A 17,893-nucleotide genomic window follows, 5' to 3' on the forward strand; every position below is an offset into this window, starting at 1 on the left:
GAGGCTGACATGCAGGACGTTCGTGACAATGAGGTCGCGGGTGTGGACCTGGCCGGCGTCGACCTGAGTGTGCTGGAGGAGATCCAGCGCCGGGTGCTCTGGCTGGCCGTGCGCATCGTCGACGCGGCCAACCGGGAGCGCCGGACCGGCGACGGCGTCAAGGTCGGCGGGCACCAGGCGTCGAGCGCGTCGCTGGTGACGGCGATGACCGCGCTGTGGTTCGCGCACCTGAACGCCGAGGACCGGGTGAGCGTGAAACCGCACGCCTCCCCGGTCTTCCACGCGATCAAGTACCTCCTCGGCGACCTCGACCGCTCCTACCTCACGACCCTGCGCGCCCGCGGCGGCCTGCAGTCCTACCCGAGCCGTACGAAGGACCCCGACGACGTCGACTTCTCCACCGGCTCGGTCGGCCTCGGCGCGGCGGCGCCGCTGTTCGCCGCCGCCGTCCGCCGCTACGTCGACGCGCACTGGCACGGCGGCGCGGGCCCGAAGGCGCGGTTCGTCGCACTGCTGGGCGACGCCGAACTCGACGAGGGCAACGTCTGGGAGGCCATCGCCGACCCGGCGACCCAGGGTCTCGGCAACGTCATGTGGATCGTCGACTTCAACCGGCAGTCCCTGGACCGCGTCGTGCCGGGCATGCGGATCGCGCAGTGGCGCGGCCAGTTCGAGGCGGCGGGCTGGCACGTCGTCGAGGTCAAGTACGGCCGGCGGCTCCGCGAGGCGCCCGCCGCCGTGCGCGGCTGGATCGACGCCATGCCGAACGAGCACTACCAGGCGCTGTTCGGGCTCACGGGCGCCAAGCTGCGCGAGACGTTCCTGGACGGGGCGCCGGCCGAGGTCACCGAGGCGGTCGCCGGCCTGCCCGACGACGAGCTCGCCGAACTCGTGCAGGACCTGGGCGGCCACGACCCGGTCGCCATGCTGGAGGCGTACGCCGAGTGCGACGCCGTCACCGACCGGCCCAGCGTCGTGTTCGCGTACACGGTGAAGGGCCACGGCCTGCCGATCGCCGGCAATCCCCGCAACCACTCCGCGCTGCTGACCGGCGAGCAGATCGACGCGCTGCGCGCCTCGCTGCGGCTCACCGACGACTGGGAGCGGTTCGATCCGGCGACGCCCGAGGGCATCCTGTGCAACCAGCGGCGCGAGGCGCTGCGCCGCACGCCCGCGCCGGGCTCCCTGGGCGTCAAGGTGCCGGCGGCGACCGGGGTGCGGACCTCGCGTCCGGTCTCGACCCAGGACGCCTTCGGCAAGATCCTCGTCGACCTGTCCCGCGCGGAGGAGGTCGCGCCGTACCTCGTCACGACCGCGCCGGACGTGGCGACGTCGACCAACCTCGCCGGGTTCATCAACCGCAAGGGCGTCTTCGCGCCCGCCGAGCAGCGGGCATGGAGCGTCGACCCGCTGCTGAAGTGGACCGAGGGACCCTCCGGCCAGCACATCGAGCTCGGCATCTCGGAGATGAACCTCTTCCTGCTCCTCGGCCAGCTCGGGCTCGCCGGCGACCTGCACGGGCAGCCCCTGCTGCCGGTCGGCACGGTGTACGACCCGTTCGTCTGCCGCGGGCTGGACGCCTTCATCTACAGCGTCTACTCCGGGGCGCGGTTCGTCGTGGCCGGCACGCCGTCCGGGGTGACGCTCGCACCGGAGGGCGGGGCGCACCAGTCGACGATCACCGCCTCGATCGGGCTCGAGCTGCCCAACGTCACCTACCTGGAGCCGGCGTACGCCACCGCCCTCGACTGGCTGCTGTGCGACGCGCTCGGCCGGATCGCCGCCGGCCCGGCCGAGACGACCACCGCGGTTCCGGCCGAGGACGGCGCCTACTACTTCCGGCTGACAACCCGGCCGCTGGACCAGGCGCCGTTCGAGGAGGCGCGGGAGCGCCTCGGCGACGCGGTGCTGCGCCGGCAGGTGCTCGCCGGGGCGTACCTCCTGCACCGCTCGGACGTCGAGGGCCCGGCCGTGCAGCTCGCCGCGTCGGGCGCCGTCCTGCCCGAGGCGCTGGCCGCCGCCAGTGAGCTGGAGGAGGAGGGCATCGCCGCGCACGTCATCGACGTGACCTCCTCCGACCGGCTGTACTCCGCGTGGCAGCGGACCCTGCGGCAGGGCGTCCGGACGGCGAGCACGCCGTCCGAGGCGGGCGTGCTGCGCGCGGCGTTCCCGGTCCGCGCGCCGATCGTAACCGTGCACGACGCCGCCTCGCACGCCCTGGCCTGGCTCGGCTCGGCGTTCGGCGTGCCGTGCGTGCCGCTCGGCGTGGACCAGTTCGGTCAGTCCGGCTCGATCGCCGAGCTGTACGAGCTGCACGACCTGCTCCCGGGCTCCATCGTCAACGCCGCCCTGGCCGCGCTCGCGCTCGGCTGACCGCGCCGATCCGCCGGCCCGGTCGACGGGCCGGCGGATCGGCGGACGCTCAGCGAATCGGCGGACGCTCAGCGAATCGGCGGACGCTCAGCGGATCGGCGGACGCTCAGCGGATCGGCGGACGCTCAGCGGATCGGCGGACGCTCAGCCGAGGCTCGGCGGAGGCTCAGCGATCCGCCGAGACGTAGGCCGGCTGCGGCGCGGTGGGCGCGGCGGCCGGCGCCTCGCCGTGGGACAGGCCGGGAAGCCAGGACAGCGCGCGCGGGAGGTACCAGTTCCGCTCGCCGAGCAGCGTCATCACCGCCGGGAGCAGCACCGCCCGTACGATCGTGGCGTCCAGCAGCACGGCGATGGACAGCCCGACGCCCATCTGCTTGAAATCCTGCATCGAGAGCGTGCCGAAGACGGCGAACACCGCCACCATGATCACCGCTGCGCTGGTCACGGCGCCGGCGGTCGCCCGGATGCCCTGTGCCACCGCCGCCGTGGTGGGCGTGCCGCGGTCGTACGCCTCGCGGATCCGCGACACCACGAAGACGTGATAGTCCATCGACAGCCCGAACAAGACGACGAAGACGAACAGCGGCAGCCACGCCTCGATGGCGCCGACGCCGTGGGTGCCGACGAGGCCCGCGCCCCACCCGTGCTGGAACATCGCGACCATCACCCCGTACGCCGCGCCGACCGACAGCAGGTTGAGCACGATGGCCGTGGCGGCGATGGGCACGGATCGGAACGAGATCAGCATCAGCAGGAAGGTGACGCCCAGCACGAACACGAAGACCGGCACGATGCCGCCGCGCAGCCGGGCGTTCCAGTCGGTGGAGAAGGCCAGGGTGCCGCCGACGCGCGCCTCCGCGACCCCGCCGAACGCCGCGGGCACCAGGCGCTGCCGCAGAGTCGCCAGCGCGTGCCGTGAGGTGGCGTCCGAGCCGTTGCCGGCGAGCGGCACGCTGATCGTGGCGACGTTCGCCGCCGTGTGGACCTGGACGCGGACCGGCTGCCCGAACTCCCCGTCCCGTCGCGCGGCGTCCCGCAGCGACTGGATCGCCTGCCGTACCCGGGGCGCCTGGACATCGGAGGCCTTCACCACGACGAGGGCCGGGTCGGGACCGCCGGGGAACGCCGCGTTGATGCGGTGGTAGGTCACGATCAGGGGCGTGTTCTTCGGGAGTTGCTGCTCCATCCGCAGCTTCTCGGTGTGCATGCCGAGCGCGGGCGCCGCCAGCGCCAGCAGGAACGCCGCGGCCAGCGCGGCGGAAACGCCCGGACGGGCCAGCACCGGGCGCAGGACGGCGTTCCAGAATCGCCCGGTCGACCGCCTGCGACGCAGGAACGGGATGCGCCCGAACTCCACCTTGTCGCCCAGCATCGACAGCAGCGCGGGCAGCACCGTCACCGAGCCGATCACCGCGATCAGCACCACGAGGATGGTCGCGACCGCGAAGCCCTCGAAGATCATCATTCCGGACAGGAACATCCCGGCCATCGCCACGATGACCGTCAGCCCGGACACCAGGACCGACCGGCCGGAGGTCGCGGCGGCGATGCGCAGCGCGGTCTCCCGGTCCCGTCCGGCGGAGCGCTCCTCGCGCTCTCGGCGCAGGTAGAACAGGCAGTAGTCGACGCCGACGGCGAGGCCCATCAGCAGCATCACCGAGCTCGCCGAACCGTCCATGTGCATGGCGTGACTGATCACGGCGAGCAGCCCGTTGGCCGCCAGGAACGCCGTCAGCGCGATGGCCACCGGAACCACGGCGGCCAGCAGCGCGCCGAAGGCGACGAGCAGGATGCCCAGCGCGAGCGGCACGGCGGTCAGCTCCGCGCGGGAGAAGTCCGCGCCCATCGTCTTGTTGAACCACCGCTCGCCGGACGCGTCGCCGAACTCCTCCACCCGGACTCCGGGGTGGCCCGCCCCCGCCCGCGCCACCGCCGCCTGAACGGGCGCCACCCGGTCCGCCGCCGTCTTCGGGTCACCGGCCAGGTCGAACTGCACCAGCGCGTCGCGGTGATCCCTGGACACCAGGGGCTCGCGCACGGTCGCCGCCCGCCCGCTGTCCCGGATCGCGCGGGTCACGTCCGCGGCCGCCGCGCGGAACCCGTCCGGGGCCGCGCTGTGGATCAGCACCATCTCGGTGGCCGGGCTCTTGATGCCGGCGTCCTCGAGGATGCGGATCGCCCGCCCGGAGTCACCGGTGCCCTCCTCACCGTTGGTCAGCTGCCGCTGCCCTGCCATCCCGCCGATGAGCACGGCCGCGACGACCAACAGCAGCCACCCGAATATCGCCGTCTTCCTGTGGCGTGCGCTCCAGCCGCCCAGCCGAGCGGCCAGGTTCTCCTTCATCCGCGTTCCCCTTCACCGTCCGGCGGGTACGTCTCTTCGTTGAAGACGCTAGAAATCCGGGGGCCCGAACCCCAGCCGGTGAGCACCCGGCCGGGCCCGGGGGGTGACCACCCTTGGACGGTGACGCCAGCTACACCTTGACGCGAGCCGCTGTCCCTATTCTTGACTCATGAGCGCACAGTCCCAGTTCGACCGCGGCCACACGGACGACCTCGCCGACTTCATCACCGCCAGCCCTTCGCCGTACCACGCGGTCGCCAGTACCGCCGAGCGCCTGGAGAAGGCCGGGTTCCGCCACGTGGCGGAGACGGACCCCTGGACTGGGGAGACGGGCGGACGATACGTCGTACGCGGCGGGGCGATCGTCGCGTGGTACGTCCCGGAGGGGGCGAGGCCGGAGACGCCGTTCCGGATCATCGGCGCGCACACCGACTCGCCCAACCTCCGCGTCAAGCCGCGTCCCGACTTCGCCGCCCAGGGCTGGCGTCAGGTCGCTGTCGAGATCTACGGGGGGCCGCTGCTCAACAGCTGGCTCGACCGGGACCTCGGCCTGTCCGGCCGGATCGTGCTGCGCGACGCCACCACGCGGCTGATCGCCGTCGACCGCCCGCTGCTGCGCGTGCCGCAGCTCGCCATCCACCTCGACCGCGGCGTCAACGAGAACGGTGTCGTCCTCGACCGGCAGCGGCACACGCAGCCGATCTGGGGCATCGGTGACGTCCACGAGGGGATGCTGATCGAGTTCGTCGCCGAAGAGGCCGGAGTCGACGCCGCCGAGATCGTCGGCTGGGACCTGATGGCCCACGACGTCCAGCCGCCCGCCTACCTCGGGCGGGACCGGGAGCTGCTGGCCGCCGCGCGGCTCGACAACCAGTTGTCGGTGCACGCCGGCACGGCCGCGCTCGCCGCGGTCGCCGGCTCACCCGGCCTGTCCTACATTCCGGTCCTCGCCGCCTTCGACCACGAGGAGAACGGCAGCCAGGCCGACAGCGGCGCCTCGGGTCCGCTGCTCGGCACCGTCCTCGAGCGCTTGGTCTTCGCCCGCGGCGGCTCGTACGACGACAAGGCACGCGCCTTCGCCGGGACGATCTGCGTCTCCGCCGACACCGGCCACGCCGTCCACCCGAACTACCCCGAGCGGCACGACCCGACCCACCGCCCGATGCCGAACGGCGGGCCGATCCTCAAGATCAACGTCAACCAGCGGTACGCCACCGACGGGGTCGGCCGCGGCGTCTTCGCCGCCGCCTGCGACCGGGCGGGCGTCCCGTGCCAGGAGTTCGTCTCCAACAACGCGATGCCGTGCGGGACCACGATCGGCCCCATCACCGCCGCCCGCCACGGGATCACCACGGTCGACGTCGGCGTTCCCTGCCTGTCCATGCACTCCGCCCGCGAGCTGTGCGGGGCCGACGACCCGCACCTCCTGGCGAGCGCACTGAAGGCGTTCCTGGAGACCTGAGACCGGCCCGGCACCGATCACGATCACACCGAAGCGCCATCCCCGTCCGCCACGAGCCTCGCCGATCACGGTCGGCGTGGATCGGGGCCGTGATGGGACCTGTCCCGATCCACGGCAGCAGACGGAGAACGCTCCTCGGGAATTCTTTGACGGCCGCGGACGCCGGACGGGATGGGCGCGTACTGCTCGGCGAACGCCGCTCGCTGCGGCCCGCCGGTCAGTCGTCGCGGGTGAGTGCCCTGACACACTGCCGCAGCGCGTAGGCGCCGAAGTCGTCGGCGAGCCGTTCGGGCCCATCGCGGTCGTTCGATCCTGGATCCCAGACGACGACCGGATACTCACCCGCGGCGTTCCGGTGTGAGACGTCGAGCGAGGCGAGGCCGCCCATCCCGTCGTACTGGATCACCAACAGGTGCGGCGGGAAGCGAGGGTCCGTCCGCGCGTCGAGCGTCTCGCTGACGGTGCCGAGGAGCCGGTCGCCCATCGCGGGCGTCCGGTAGCCGCCGAGGAATTCCGTACCGTCCACCTCGCACGAGCCGAGTTCGGCGAGGAAGTGCCGATAGGAGGGCGGGAAGGAGGTCCCGAGTTCACACTCGGCCCGCCAGATGTCCTGCGGACCCAGCCCGCCCGTCCAGCGACAGCACCCGGGATGGTTCCGGCACAGCCGGACGAGCGTCACCACGGACGCGACACCACTCACCCGCCGGACCCTACTCCGCCCCCATCCGCCCGGCGCGACCCGTGGGGCAGGATGCTCGTTCCGCGGCGCCCACTGAGACGAGAAAGTCGCTAGTGCTGCGACCGCGAACCTTCGCCAGGGTACTGGGCCGGTGATCAATGGGAGGGGTGGCTCCGTCTGGTCGCGGTACGGTCCTGCCATGTCCCGATCAGCCGATGTCAGCCTCTCCCGGCCCCCCGTCACCGCGGATGACCTCGACCTCGCTGTGCAGCTCGCTGTGGCAGTCCTTCGCGAGGCGCCCCCAGGCGCTTGGGAAGGCAAGGCCGGTTCGCTTGAATGGGACTGCTGGGAGACCGTTGAGCACCTCAGCGACGACCTCTTCGCTTACGCTGCGCAACTGGGCCCCAGAAAACCGCCCTTGGACGGCGAGGTGCCCTTCGTATGGGAGAGCCGACGACCCGGCGGCCCAGCGAACGCCATTCACGCGAACCGCGAGGCGGGGCCCGCCGGCCTGTTGCAGGTCCTGGAAGCGAGCGGCGCCCTGCTGGTCGCCATGGTGCGCACGACGCCTCCGCAGACCCGCGCCCACCACGTCTTCGGCGTCTCAGACCCCGAGGGCTTCGCCGCGATGGGGATCGTTGAGACCCTGGTGCACACGCACGACCTGGCACAAGGGCTCGATCTCGCATGGAGCCCGCCTGCCGATCTGTGCTCTCGGGTGCTCGCCCGGCTGTTTCCGGATGCGCCGTCGTCCACGGATACGTGGCCCACCCTCTTGTGGGCCACTGGACGCGCCGAACTACCCGGACATCCTCGTCTCAGCACATGGCGCTGGGACGGCACACCCCGGGCATAGGCTCAGACGTCTCCGCCGCGAAGGAGAGGTGAAGCGCAGTTCGACCTTGTGTTTCTTGGCCCAGCGGCGGATTTCGGCGCCCTTGTGGGCGGACAGGTCGTCCAGGCGCTTGTGACCTCGGCGAGGATGCGGGTCCTGGGGCGTGCAGGTGCTGCGTCAGGCGGCGTGAGCGATGTGAGACGTCGTGGTACGTTTGGCGCCGCCGTGCACCATTGCGAACTGAGGAGGTGAGACCGATCAACGCTGTGACAGGTCGGGGCTCCCTCCCACGCATGGTCTAGGGAGCGCCCGCAGAAGGCATCCCGAAAGGCTTGAAACGCTTTGCGCTTCATCTCTCAGACGTCGTCGGACGGCGTCACCGAACAGCTGTTCACCCTCGACGAGGTTCCCGGCGTGCTGTGGACGCCGGAAGACGCCGCCGGAGCTCGCCCCCTGATCCTGATGGGACACGGCGGCGGGCAGCACAAGAAGGCCCCTGGCATCGTGGCCGGCGCGCACCGCTTCGTCACCGAGGGCGGCTTCGCGGTGGTCGCGCTCGACGCGCCCAACCACGGCGATCGGCCGAAGACCGAGGAGTTCACCCGGATCGTGGCCGAGTTGCGGGCCGGCATGGTCGCGGGGGAGGACGTCGCCGCGCGGCTCGCCACCATGCACGAGTTCCTGGCCGAGCAGGCCGTCCCGGAATGGCAGGCGGCCCTGACCGCGGTCCAGGCACTCGACCTCGTCGGCGCCGGCCCTGTGGGCTATTGGGGCATGTCGATGGGCTGCGGCCTCGGCGTCCCCTTCACCGCCGCGGAACCCCGGGTCCGCGCGGCGGTGCTGGGCCTACTCGGCCTGGACGGGCTGGCCGAGGCCGCCGCCCAGGTCACCGCCCCGGTGCAGTTCCTGCTTCAGTGGGACGACGATCGGGTGCCGCGGGCCGAGGGCCTGGCGCTGTTCGACGCCCTGGCGTCGGCGGACAAGACGCTGCATGCCAACCCCGGCAAGCACGGGGAGGTGCCCGAGTTCGAGACCGGCAGCGCGCTGCAGTTCTTCGCCCGGCACTTCGGTTAGCACCGCCGCCTCGTAGTGCGCGACGCGCCGGTCGGGCCTTGTTCCCGGCCGGCACGTTCGCGCCAGGCCGTTCCGCGTGACCGTTCCGCGTGGCCGAGCGTCGGCGTCGGCGTCGGCGAGGTGCGCGGACGGGCGGCCCGCAACTCGGCAACGCCCCGGATTTCCGCTGCTCACGGCACCGAAATCCGGGGCGCTATCCCGGCAGGGATCTCAAACCGTACGCGGCCGCCACGACGGCGACCTCGACACAGTCGCCGTCGTTGGAAAAGCTGACCGTGCTCCTCCGGCGTTGCTTCCCGGACACCGTGCGGTGGCCGGTCCCCGCCCTCGGCGCTGGTGGCGATGCTCCCCGTGCGGAGCGGGTGGAGTCTCGTCGAGGCGGCGGACCCGGAAGAACTCACCGGCGCGGTCGTCAGGACGCGGACCTGACGGGGACGGTCTCGGTCGTCAGGGTGCGGACCTGATCGGGGCGGTCTCGGTTGTCAGGGGGCTGGCCGCGATGGTGTCGATCAGGGTGTGGGTCTGGCCGGGGCGGTCTTGGTCGTCAGGGCGCGGAGGTGGCGGGGATGGTCTCGGTCAGCAGGGTCTGGACGGCCTGGATCGCCGGGGAGGCCCAGCGGGAGCGGGGGCGGAGTAGCCAGAGCCGTTGCTCGGCCAGGTCGGGAGGCCGCAGCCGTACGAGACGGCCGTCGGCGAGTTCTTCGGCGACGGTGACGGTCGGCAGCAGGGCCAGGCCGAGACCGGCCGCGACACAGCGCTTCACCGTCTCGACGCCGCCGAACCGGGGCTGGGCCACCGGGGTTCCGGCGGCGGACATCAGGGCGGCGAGGTCGTCACTGTACGCGCAGCCCTCCTCCAGCAGGAGGACGCCCGTCGCCGCGAGTTCCGCGGGGGTGATCGGGCGGTCGCGGGGGAGGTCGCAGGCGGTGGACCCCACCAGGGACAGCTCGACCCGGCCCAGGTCGGCCACGTCGGCCTGGGGCGGGTCGACCGACGGTTCCAGGAGGAGGGCGAGGTCGGCGCGGCGTTCCGTGATCGCCGTCAGCGCGGTACGGGTGTCGGCGGGGAAGAGCGAGAGGCGGACCTCCGGCAGCCGCTCCCGGAACGTGGCGAGGAGCGGTGCCAGGTGGTAGGCGCACACCGACTCCGGGGCGCAGAGCCGTACGGGACCGGTGGGCCGGGCGGCGTCGGCGGCCAGCTCGGCGAGCATGCGGTCCTCGAGGTCGAGGATCTGCTGGGCGCGTTCGGCGAGCAGCGTGCCCGCCTGGGTGGGGGAGACGCCACCGGGGTGCCGGTCGAGCAGCGGGGTGCGGGTCAGGCGTTCGAGCGCCTGGATGTGCGTGGTGACCGTCGACTGGACGAATCCGAGCTCGGCGGCGGCCGCCGTGATCCCGCCGGCGCGTACGACCGCGAGGAAGCTGCGGAGCAGGCGCGTGTCCATCGGAGTTCTCGATCCCTCTGATCGATCTTTATCGTTGGACGCGATGGTACCCGGGCCCGCAGAATCATGGCCATGACGAACACCGCATCACAGACCCAGACTCAGGCAGCTCCGGCGGCCGTCCTTCGGTACACCGCCTTCGACGTGAACGGGGCGGGCGGCAATCCGGCCGGTGTCGTGCTCGACGCCCGTGGGATGGACGAGGCGCGGATGCAGGAGATCGCCGCCGAGGTGGGCTACTCGGAGACCGCGTTCCTGATCGAGGAGGCGGCGGATGAGCGCCGCTACCGGATCCGGTACTTCAGCCCGCTGGCCGAGGTGGCGTTCTGCGGCCACGCGACGATCGCCACGGCCGTCGCGCTGGCCGAGCGCGAGGGGGCCGGCGACGTCGTGTTCCGTACGTCCGCCGGAGAGGTGGCGGTCGGGACCCGCGAGGAGGACGGCCGGATCATGGCCACCCTGACCAGCGTCCCGCCCGCCGTTCGCGCGGCGGACGACGCCGACCTCGCCGCGGCGCTGACCGCTCTCCGCTGGGACGTGGCCGAGCTGGACCCGGCCCTTCCGCCGCGGATCGCGAACGCGGGCAACGACCACCTGGTTCTCGCCGCCGGTTCCCGCGAGCGGCTCGCCGATCTGGACTACGACTTCGAAGCGCTGGGCGACCTGATGGCCCGCCGGGGGTGGACGACCGTTCAGCTCGTGTGGCGGGAGAGCGAGACGGTCTTCCACGCGCGCGACCCGTTCCCGCCGGGCGGGGTCGTCGAGGACCCGGCCACCGGCGCTGCGGCCGCGGCCTTCGGCGCGTACCTGCGCGACTTGGACCTCGTCGTGTCGCCGGCCCGGGTGACGATCCACCAGGGCGAGGACATGGGTCGGCCGAGTCGTCTGGTCGTGGACGTGCCGTCCGGGGCGGACTCCGGGATTCGAGTGAGCGGTACGGCGGCTCCGATCGGCGGCTGAGGTCCGCGCCGCTCGTCGGAGGCCTGTCCAGGCGCGCGCCGCGGACACGGTGGCGCGCGCCTGGTGAGGCTCCGTCGACGAGCGGGGAATCAGCAGGCCGGTACGGCGTGTCCGCCCTTGACGAGGCTCAGCGCACCGGCCTTGACGTATCCGGCGTGCCCGTGGATGCGGACGCGGTACCAACCCGCGTCGGAACCGGTTCCGTCGGCGCAGTAGACGAGGCCTTTGTCACCCACGTCGAAGGGTCCGATGGCCGTAAGCGCGGTGGGGCCGAGTGGCGAGGGGTTGGACACGACCGTGCCGTCGGCCGTGGCGATGACGTACGGGAGGGTCTGGCCGGCGGTCAGCCGCGGTCTGACGTGGAAGCCGTCGGCGACCCAGGCGTCGGTCCGGTCGGTCGCCGCCCGGGTCACCGCCTGGGCGAGGTCATCTCGGGTGAGCCGGTCGGGCTTCGCCTTCTTGTAGAGGCCGATGCCGACCTGGACCGAGAGGTTGTCCGCCGGGTCGTTGTTGTCGATCTTCTGCTGCGTGTCCTGGGCGGTGGTCTCGTCGAAGCCCGCGGCCATGCCCACGTAGCCGTAGTGGATGTTGGACCAGACGTCGTAGTTCACGCGGACGTCGGTGCCGGGAACATCGCTGAACAGCCCGGTGCCATCCTGGAGCCGGTACATCGCGGCGAGCTTCGGCTTGTGGTCCCACTCGCAGTTCGGGCAGACCAGGGCGCCGAAGGACGTCAGGGCCGGCGTCGGATCCGGGTTCGTCCCGAGCTCTGTCTTGATCGTGTCGATCCGGTCACTCGTGGCGTTCTGCGTCATCTCTCGCCAGATGTAATCGACGATGTAGGCGAAACCGGTCTCATCGGCGGTGAAGCCGTCCTCGGAGAGCCGAAGCTCGCCGGCCGGGGCGTCGGGCTGGGCGTGGGCGGGCTGTGTCCCGAGGGCCGTCACGGACATCGCCAGGGTCGTCGTGATGGTGATGGCGAGCGCCAGGACGAGGCGGCGCAACGGAGTGCGGGTGGTCGGAGCCGGGAGACGTTTCACGGCAGATCCTCCTTCTGCGGAAGCGGTCATCCCAGAAGTAGGCTCTGCGTCTTTGTTCGTCACCGTGCAGGTCATGCGGACAATCAATGGCGAACAATCCGGATCGGCCTCCCCGAGACGGCCTTCGGCGCGCGAGCCGTTTCCGGAGTTGAGGCGTCAGGTCGGCGGGACCGAGAACCGGAAGGTCAGGCAGCCTGGCCCGGACAGATCGGTGTGCAGAGGACGTGACCGGCGGCGGATGAGGAGCCGCAGCAGGCCACCGCGGTGGTGAGCACCGGTCCGGCGGCCGCGAGCGGAGCGGTGAGGACCGCCGCCGCGACGGCGAACCCCAGCAGGGTGCGGACGGGGCCGAGCGGCCGGGTGCCGGCGATGAGGCGGCGCGCGCGGGCGCCCGTCGCCGAACCGCCTGCGGCCAGTACGGGCACCGGTGTCCCGGCCGGGACCGTGCCGGACAGCGTGAGCAGGCTCTCGGCGACGGTGAGACGGCCGGAGCGCTTCGCGGCGGCGTCGTCGGCGGCCAGTTCGACCAGGAAGGCGAGCTGTTCCCGCGCGGTGGTGAAGGGCGGAAGCGGGCCGAACGCCCGGACGAGGGCCTGGCTCGCGGTCAGCGCGAGGTGGTGGCGTTGGCGCAGGTGAGCCCGCTCGTGGGCGAGGACGGCGGTCAGCTGCGCGTCGTCGAGGGCCGCCAGCGCGCCGCTGGTGACGACGATCCGGCCCCGCCGGCCGGGAACGCAGTACGCGGCCGCCGTCGCGTGGTCGACGACGGTCACGCCGAGCCGGGTGTCGGCGCGGCCCACCAGGGCCAGCGCGTCGAGCCGCAACCCTCGCTCGCGGGCGGCGGTACGGAACTCGGCGATCAGGCACCACGTGACGCGGGCCGTCACGGCGAGGGCGGCGACGGCGCCGGTCGCGGCCAGGACGCCCATCTCGGAGAAGGCGTCGGGGGCGCACGGCCAGTGCACGGGCCCGTAGCACCGGCCCGGGGCGACTCCGGCCCTCGTCGCGGCCGTGGTCGCGTTCAGCCCGGCCAGGATCAGCGAGCCGACGATGGAGGCGGACATGCCCAACCAGGCGGCGATGGCGAGGCGGGGAGCGCGCGACGGCCACCCGGCGCGCCGGAGCGCGGCCGTGCCGGCGGTCGCCAGCAACAGGGCGTGCCCCAGGAGGAGCAGCGTGACGATCACCGCGGCCGCCGGTCGGCGTCCTTGGCGGCGTCGAGCGCGCGGCGGGCGGCGGCCGGCTCCATCCTCTCCTTGACTTTCCTCCCCCTCGTGAACGAGTGGGATTCCTACGGATTGCGCCGCAGGTTTTCCTGCTTCAGTGTCGACGGCCTGGGCGGAATACTCCGCCCAGGTCTTACACCGGCTCCACAGGCCGACACCGCCAGCCCGGCGGCCAGAATGTTCTTAGCTGCGTTCACGTCCCGGTCGTGGGTCGTGCCGCAGTGACACGTCCAGGTGCGGACGTTGAGGGGCATCTTCTCCTGCACGGTTCCGCAGGCCGAGCACAGTTTGGAGGAGGGAAACCAGCGGTCGACCGGGATCACTTTACGGCCGTACCAGGCGGCCTTGTACTCCAGCATGCTCCGGAATTGCGCCCAGGCGGCATCGGAGATGGCGCGGGCGAGTTTGTGGTTCTTTACCATGGTGCGGACGGTAAGGTCCTCGATCACGATCGTTTGGTTTTCACGAACGAGCCGAGTGGTGAGCTTGTGCAGGAAATCCTGGCGTCGGTCGGCGATGCGGGCGTGGATGCGGGCGACCTTCCTGCGGGCCTTGACCCGGTTTGCGCCGTTCCCCTTGGCCTTGCGGGACAGTTCCCGCTGAGCCTTGGCGAGCCTGGCGCGGTCTCTGCGCTCGTGCCGGGGGTTGGCGATCTTCTCCCCGGTCGACAGGGTCAACAGGTGATCCAGTCCGGCATCCACCCCGACCGTCGTGGTGGTGCCGGGCAGCGGCTTGACGCCGGGATCTTCGCACAGCAGGGACACGAACCAGCGGCCCGCCGAATCGCGGGAGATGGTCACCGTGGAAGGCGCCGCCCCCTCGGGCAGGGGCCGCGACCAGACGATGTCCAGCGGTTCGCTCATCTTGGCCAGGGTCAGTTTTCCATTGCGGAAGCGGAACGCGCTGGCGGTGTACTCCGCCGACGCCCGGGACCTCTTCTTCGACTTGAAACGCGGATACTTCGCCCGCTTAGCGAAGAAGTTCGCGAACGCTGTTTGCAGGTGCCGCAGCGCCTGCTGAAGTGGAACGGAGGACACCTCGTTCAGATAGGCCAGTTCCTCGGTCTTCTTCCAGGCGGTCAGCATCGCCGAGATGGCGTTGTAGGTGATCCGCTCCTGCCTGAGCGCCCAGGCATCGGTGCGGGCCCCAAGCGCCAGGTTGTAGACCTTCCGGACGCATCCGAACGTGCGCGACAGCTCGGCTGCCTGCGCATCGGTCGGATAGAAGCGGTACTTAAAAGCACGCTTCACGCCAGTGGTCATAACCAGCAAAGTATCATGTCAATGTCTCGCAAGTGCTGGGGACACCGAATCGCCGCGGCAGGGATTCGGCTATCCCTGCCCTGCTGCACAGATGTCCGATTCCTCCCCGCCCTGAAGCGTCGGGTCCCCTCGGGCGGACTCTGATGCAATGAATGAGGGCGCACGGCCGGGCGCTCACACCCGGGCGATGACCTCCTCGGCGAAGCGCTCCATGGTCGCGATCTTGAGGGCCAGGCCGGAGCAGCGCCGCTTCTCCTCCTCCGTGGCGAGCCACCAGGGGGCGGCCATCGTCCCGTCGACGCCACGCTCCCGCCACTTCCGGTACAGCGACGGGCTCGGCATCGCCCCGATCGGCGCGATGACCCGCAGGTCGTCGAGCTTGCGACCGTGGTCGGCGAGGTGCGCGGACAGGCGTTCGAGCAGTTCGGCCAGCCGGTCCTCCGAATAGATCCGGTTGCCGATCCACCCATCGGCGAACCGGGCCGTACGGCGCAGCGCCGCGTCGCTGTCCCCGCCGACGTACACCGGGATCGGATCGGAGGGGGCCGGCGCGATGCTCAGCGGTCCGAAGTCGTACCGGTCGCCGTGGTGCTCGACCGGCCCGCCGCGCCAGAGCGCACGCAGGGCCGGCAGCATCTCGTCGAGCCGGCGGCCGCGTGTGTGGAAGTCCTGGCCGGTCTGCCGGAACTCGTCCGCGCACCAGCCGACGCCGACGCCGAACCGGACGCGGTTCCCGGACAGCACCGCCGCGGTCGACACGGCCTTCGCCACGGTGAACAGGTCGCGGGCCGGGGCGATGTAGACGTTCGTGGCGAAGTTCAGCCGGGAGGTGACCGCGGCCATCGCACCGATGGTCACCCAGGCGTCCGGCCAGTGCGTCGCCGCGTCGTACGGCGGCTCGCCCGTCCTGGAGTACGGGTAGCGGGACTCATAGCGGGCGTGGAACAGGTGGTCCGAGACGGTCAGGGTGTCGTACCCCAGCCGATCGGCCGCCTGCGCCAGCCCGACGAACTCCCCGGTCTCGTGAAATCCGCCCAGCCAGAATTCCACGGCCGATCAGTCCGCGAACTCGGGGATGACCTTGGTGGCGAACAGCTCCAGGTTCCGTTTGACGGTGTCGAGCGGCAGCACGCCCTGCTGGCCCTGCATGTACAGGCCGAACCACTCCAGGTCGGGCATCCGGTCGAGCATCCGCTGGATGCCGCGCTTGACGTCGTCCGGCCCGCCGAGCAGCGCCATCTCGACCTCGTTCATGCGCTTGAAATCGCCCTTCTCCGGGCTGATGGGGACGTGCTTGTCGTCCTCCTTCTTGCGCATGACCTCGAGGTACCCGAACGGCCCGAAGAACGCGGCGAAGTCCTTGGGCATGTTCCGCCCGTACGTCTCGATGGCGTCCTCACGGGTGTCCGCCATGCCGACGATCTTGAGGATGCCGGTGTGCTCTCCGAGCTTGTAGTCCCGGCCGCACTTGGCCGACTCCTCCTGGTAGAGCCGGGCCTTGGCGGCGTGGTCGTCGGGGTTCGGCGTGAACAGCCACGGCAGGATGCCCTCCTGGGCCGCCCGGATCACGGACCGGTCGCTGATCGTGAACGGCTGCCACAGCTCCGGATAGGGGTTCTGGTACGGCCGCGGGCACACCGCCACCGAGCGGATCACGCCCTCGTCGTCGATCTCGCCCGGCGCGCCGAACGTCTTCGTCCACTCGGTGGCCGGCCACCCCTCGATGCCGTCGTACGGGAACGGCACCTGATAGTCGAGGACATCGCTCTTGTACTTCAGCGTGTCCTGCGTCCACGCCATCTTCATGATCTTCAGGACTTCGCCGAAGACGTCGAAGTTGCGGTTGTCGGACGCCGAACCGTCGGACCGCGCGGCCGCGGCGTGCCAGCGCTGGCCGAGCACGTTCATCCAGCGGTTCTGATAGCCGCGGGCGACGCCGAGGCGCAGCCTTCCCTTGGAGAACTGGTCGAGCAGCGCGACGTCCTCGGCGGCGCGGATCGGGTCCCACGCCGGCAGGACCAGGCCGAGCGGGGCCAGCAGGATCCGCTCGGTGCGGGCCGCCAGGTCGGTGAGGAACATCAGCGGGTTGACCGAGAACTCCATGCCCTCGGAGTGGAAGTGGTGCTCGGTCATCATGAGGGCGTCGAAGCCGACCCGGTCCGCGTGCACCGCGATCTCGCGGACCTCGTGCAGCAGTCTCTGGTACGACTCGGTGTCCCGCCCGATGGGCCGCTTCGCCCTGGCGTTCGCCTCGGCGCTGTAGCCCGACCCCGGAATCTGCGGATTGAGGAAGATGGCGAACTTCACTGCGTTACCCCTTTGATCCATCGGTTCATGACGAGCAGGAATTCCCTGGGGCGCTCCTCATGAAGGCGGTGGCCCGAGCCGGGCCAGGTCACGGTCGTCGAGGCGGGATGCGTGGACAGCGACTCGTCCCAGGCGGACAGGGCCGGGTCGAAACGGAAGGTGAGCACCGGGCACTCGCGGCGCTTGAGGTAGTCGTCACAGGCCGGCCGGCTGCCGATCTGGTCCTCGCCGGTGAACAGCCCGGCGAACGCCTCGGCCAGCACGTGCGGCGGCATGGCGAGCAGCCGCCGGGCGTGCCACACCTTGATCATCGGCGGGGTGACCGGCGTGTAGCACCACGCGTCGATCCGCAGCGCGGCGCCGGCGTCCGCCCGCAGCGCCCGTACCTGCGCCGGAGCGGCCGCCGAGATCTCGGGGGGATGGCCGTAGCCCGGATCCACGCAGACGAGCGCCTTGACCCGATCGGGGTGCTCGACCGCGAGGATGCTGACGATCTGGCCGCCCATCGAGTGACCGACCCCGATGACCTGCGGGATGTCCAGATGGTCCAGCAGTCGTACGAGATCGGCGGCCATGTCGCGCGGGTGGAACCCGCTCGGCGGGACCGAGGAGTTGCCGTGGCCGCGCACGTCGACGGAGATGACGCGGTGACGCGCCGCCAGGTCCGGCAGGTGCCAGGCCCATTCCTGGGAGTCCGAACCCCAGCCGTGCACGAGGAGGAGCGGCAGGTCGCCGGTTCCGTCGTCGGTGTAGAAGAGCCGAACGTCGCCTCCCGGCCGGCCCGGGTCCGCGAGGTCCGCGAACGGCATGGCGCGCCCCTTTCCGTCGTGCCCGGCTGCACCGAACAAGCGCACGCTACATCAATCTATAATTACCGAGCAATCGCTTGGTTG

14 protein-coding genes are annotated in these 17,893 nt (G+C 71.2%); 5 read left to right on the forward strand and 9 right to left on the reverse strand.

Annotated features, from left to right (window positions below; translation table 11 throughout):
- Positions 1–9 precede the first annotated feature (9 nt).
- Positions 10–2,373 carry a transketolase-like TK C-terminal-containing protein gene (locus ABD978_RS29020; protein ID WP_345361535.1) on the forward strand — a complete coding sequence of 788 codons (2,364 nt, stop codon included), beginning with the start codon at positions 10–12 and terminating at the stop codon, positions 2,371–2,373.
- A gap of 166 nt (positions 2,374–2,539) precedes the next feature.
- On the opposite strand, the gene ABD978_RS29025 is transcribed toward ABD978_RS29020, so the two are convergent.
- Positions 2,540–4,717 (reverse strand): MMPL family transporter, encoded by a 2,178-nt coding sequence (locus tag ABD978_RS29025; RefSeq protein WP_345361538.1) that lies wholly within the window; start codon positions 4,715–4,717, stop codon positions 2,540–2,542.
- Between the two features lie 169 nt (positions 4,718–4,886).
- Here ABD978_RS29025 and ABD978_RS29030 point away from each other — a divergent pair, with 169 nt between their 5' ends.
- The gene (locus ABD978_RS29030) at positions 4,887–6,179 is read left to right on the forward strand and encodes a M18 family aminopeptidase (RefSeq protein ID WP_345361541.1); all 1,293 of its coding nucleotides are present in this window, start codon (positions 4,887–4,889) and stop codon (positions 6,177–6,179) included.
- 217 nt (positions 6,180–6,396) lie between these two features.
- Here the strand turns inward: ABD978_RS29030 and ABD978_RS29035 are convergent, their stop codons facing one another.
- Positions 6,397–6,879: an SMI1/KNR4 family protein gene (locus ABD978_RS29035; RefSeq protein WP_345361544.1), complete on the reverse strand. Its 483-nt coding sequence runs from the start codon at positions 6,877–6,879 to the stop codon at positions 6,397–6,399.
- A gap of 178 nt (positions 6,880–7,057) precedes the next feature.
- On the opposite strand from ABD978_RS29035, the gene ABD978_RS29040 reads away from it, so the two are divergent.
- A complete protein-coding gene (locus ABD978_RS29040; protein ID WP_345361547.1) occupies positions 7,058–7,714 on the forward strand; it encodes a maleylpyruvate isomerase N-terminal domain-containing protein in 657 nt (218 codons plus the stop codon).
- A 321-nt stretch (positions 7,715–8,035) separates the two neighbouring features.
- A complete protein-coding gene (locus ABD978_RS29045) occupies positions 8,036–8,767 on the forward strand; it encodes a dienelactone hydrolase family protein (protein WP_345361550.1) in 732 nt (243 codons plus the stop codon).
- A 544-nt stretch (positions 8,768–9,311) separates the two neighbouring features.
- On the opposite strand, the gene ABD978_RS29050 is transcribed toward ABD978_RS29045, so the two are convergent.
- The gene (locus ABD978_RS29050; RefSeq protein WP_345361553.1) at positions 9,312–10,208 is read right to left on the reverse strand and encodes a LysR family transcriptional regulator; all 897 of its coding nucleotides are present in this window, start codon (positions 10,206–10,208) and stop codon (positions 9,312–9,314) included.
- Positions 10,209–10,280: 72 nt separating this feature from the next.
- On the opposite strand from ABD978_RS29050, the gene ABD978_RS29055 reads away from it, so the two are divergent.
- Positions 10,281–11,168, forward strand: a complete 888-nt coding sequence (locus ABD978_RS29055) for a PhzF family phenazine biosynthesis protein (protein ID WP_345361556.1) — start codon at positions 10,281–10,283, stop codon at positions 11,166–11,168.
- 89 nt (positions 11,169–11,257) lie between these two features.
- Here ABD978_RS29055 and ABD978_RS29060 read toward each other — a convergent pair whose 3' ends face one another.
- From ABD978_RS29060 to ABD978_RS29085, 6 genes are all read right to left on the reverse strand, one after another.
- Positions 11,258–12,208 (reverse strand): polymorphic toxin type 44 domain-containing protein, encoded by a 951-nt coding sequence (locus tag ABD978_RS29060; protein ID WP_345361559.1) that lies wholly within the window; start codon positions 12,206–12,208, stop codon positions 11,258–11,260.
- Between the two features lie 185 nt (positions 12,209–12,393).
- Positions 12,394–13,392 (reverse strand): M56 family metallopeptidase, encoded by a 999-nt coding sequence (locus ABD978_RS29065; RefSeq protein WP_345361562.1) that lies wholly within the window; start codon positions 13,390–13,392, stop codon positions 12,394–12,396.
- A 104-nt stretch (positions 13,393–13,496) separates the two neighbouring features.
- On the reverse strand, positions 13,497–14,693 hold the full coding sequence (locus ABD978_RS29070; protein WP_345361565.1) for an RNA-guided endonuclease InsQ/TnpB family protein: 1,197 nt from the start codon (positions 14,691–14,693) through the stop codon (positions 13,497–13,499).
- A 174-nt stretch (positions 14,694–14,867) separates the two neighbouring features.
- The gene (locus ABD978_RS29075; RefSeq protein ID WP_345361568.1) at positions 14,868–15,743 is read right to left on the reverse strand and encodes a TIGR03619 family F420-dependent LLM class oxidoreductase; all 876 of its coding nucleotides are present in this window, start codon (positions 15,741–15,743) and stop codon (positions 14,868–14,870) included.
- Between the two features lie 6 nt (positions 15,744–15,749).
- On the reverse strand, positions 15,750–17,000 hold the full coding sequence (locus tag ABD978_RS29080; protein WP_345361571.1) for an LLM class flavin-dependent oxidoreductase: 1,251 nt from the start codon (positions 16,998–17,000) through the stop codon (positions 15,750–15,752).
- The gene (locus ABD978_RS29085) at positions 16,997–17,809 is read right to left on the reverse strand and encodes an alpha/beta fold hydrolase (protein ID WP_345361574.1); all 813 of its coding nucleotides are present in this window, start codon (positions 17,807–17,809) and stop codon (positions 16,997–16,999) included. Before ABD978_RS29085 ends, ABD978_RS29080 begins: the two co-directional genes overlap by 4 nt.
- Positions 17,810–17,893 lie beyond the last annotated feature (84 nt).

The organism is Actinoallomurus liliacearum (genome assembly GCF_039542035.1).
GTDB lineage: Bacteria > Actinomycetota > Actinomycetes > Streptosporangiales > Streptosporangiaceae > Actinoallomurus > Actinoallomurus liliacearum.

Coding starts and splice junctions, on each gene's coding strand:
- ABD978_RS29020 (WP_345361535.1), top strand. CDS start 10: ATGCAGGACGTTCGTGACAATGAGGTCGCGGGTGTGGACCTGGCCGGC.
- ABD978_RS29025 (WP_345361538.1), bottom strand. CDS start 4,717: ATGAAGGAGAACCTGGCCGCTCGGCTGGGCGGCTGGAGCGCACGCCAC.
- ABD978_RS29030 (WP_345361541.1), top strand. CDS start 4,887: ATGAGCGCACAGTCCCAGTTCGACCGCGGCCACACGGACGACCTCGCC.
- ABD978_RS29040 (WP_345361547.1), top strand. CDS start 7,058: ATGTCCCGATCAGCCGATGTCAGCCTCTCCCGGCCCCCCGTCACCGCG.
- ABD978_RS29050 (WP_345361553.1), bottom strand. CDS start 10,208: ATGGACACGCGCCTGCTCCGCAGCTTCCTCGCGGTCGTACGCGCCGGC.
- ABD978_RS29055 (WP_345361556.1), top strand. CDS start 10,281: ATGACGAACACCGCATCACAGACCCAGACTCAGGCAGCTCCGGCGGCC.
- ABD978_RS29070 (WP_345361565.1), bottom strand. CDS start 14,693: ATGACCACTGGCGTGAAGCGTGCTTTTAAGTACCGCTTCTATCCGACC.
- ABD978_RS29085 (WP_345361574.1), bottom strand. CDS start 17,809: ATGCCGTTCGCGGACCTCGCGGACCCGGGCCGGCCGGGAGGCGACGTT.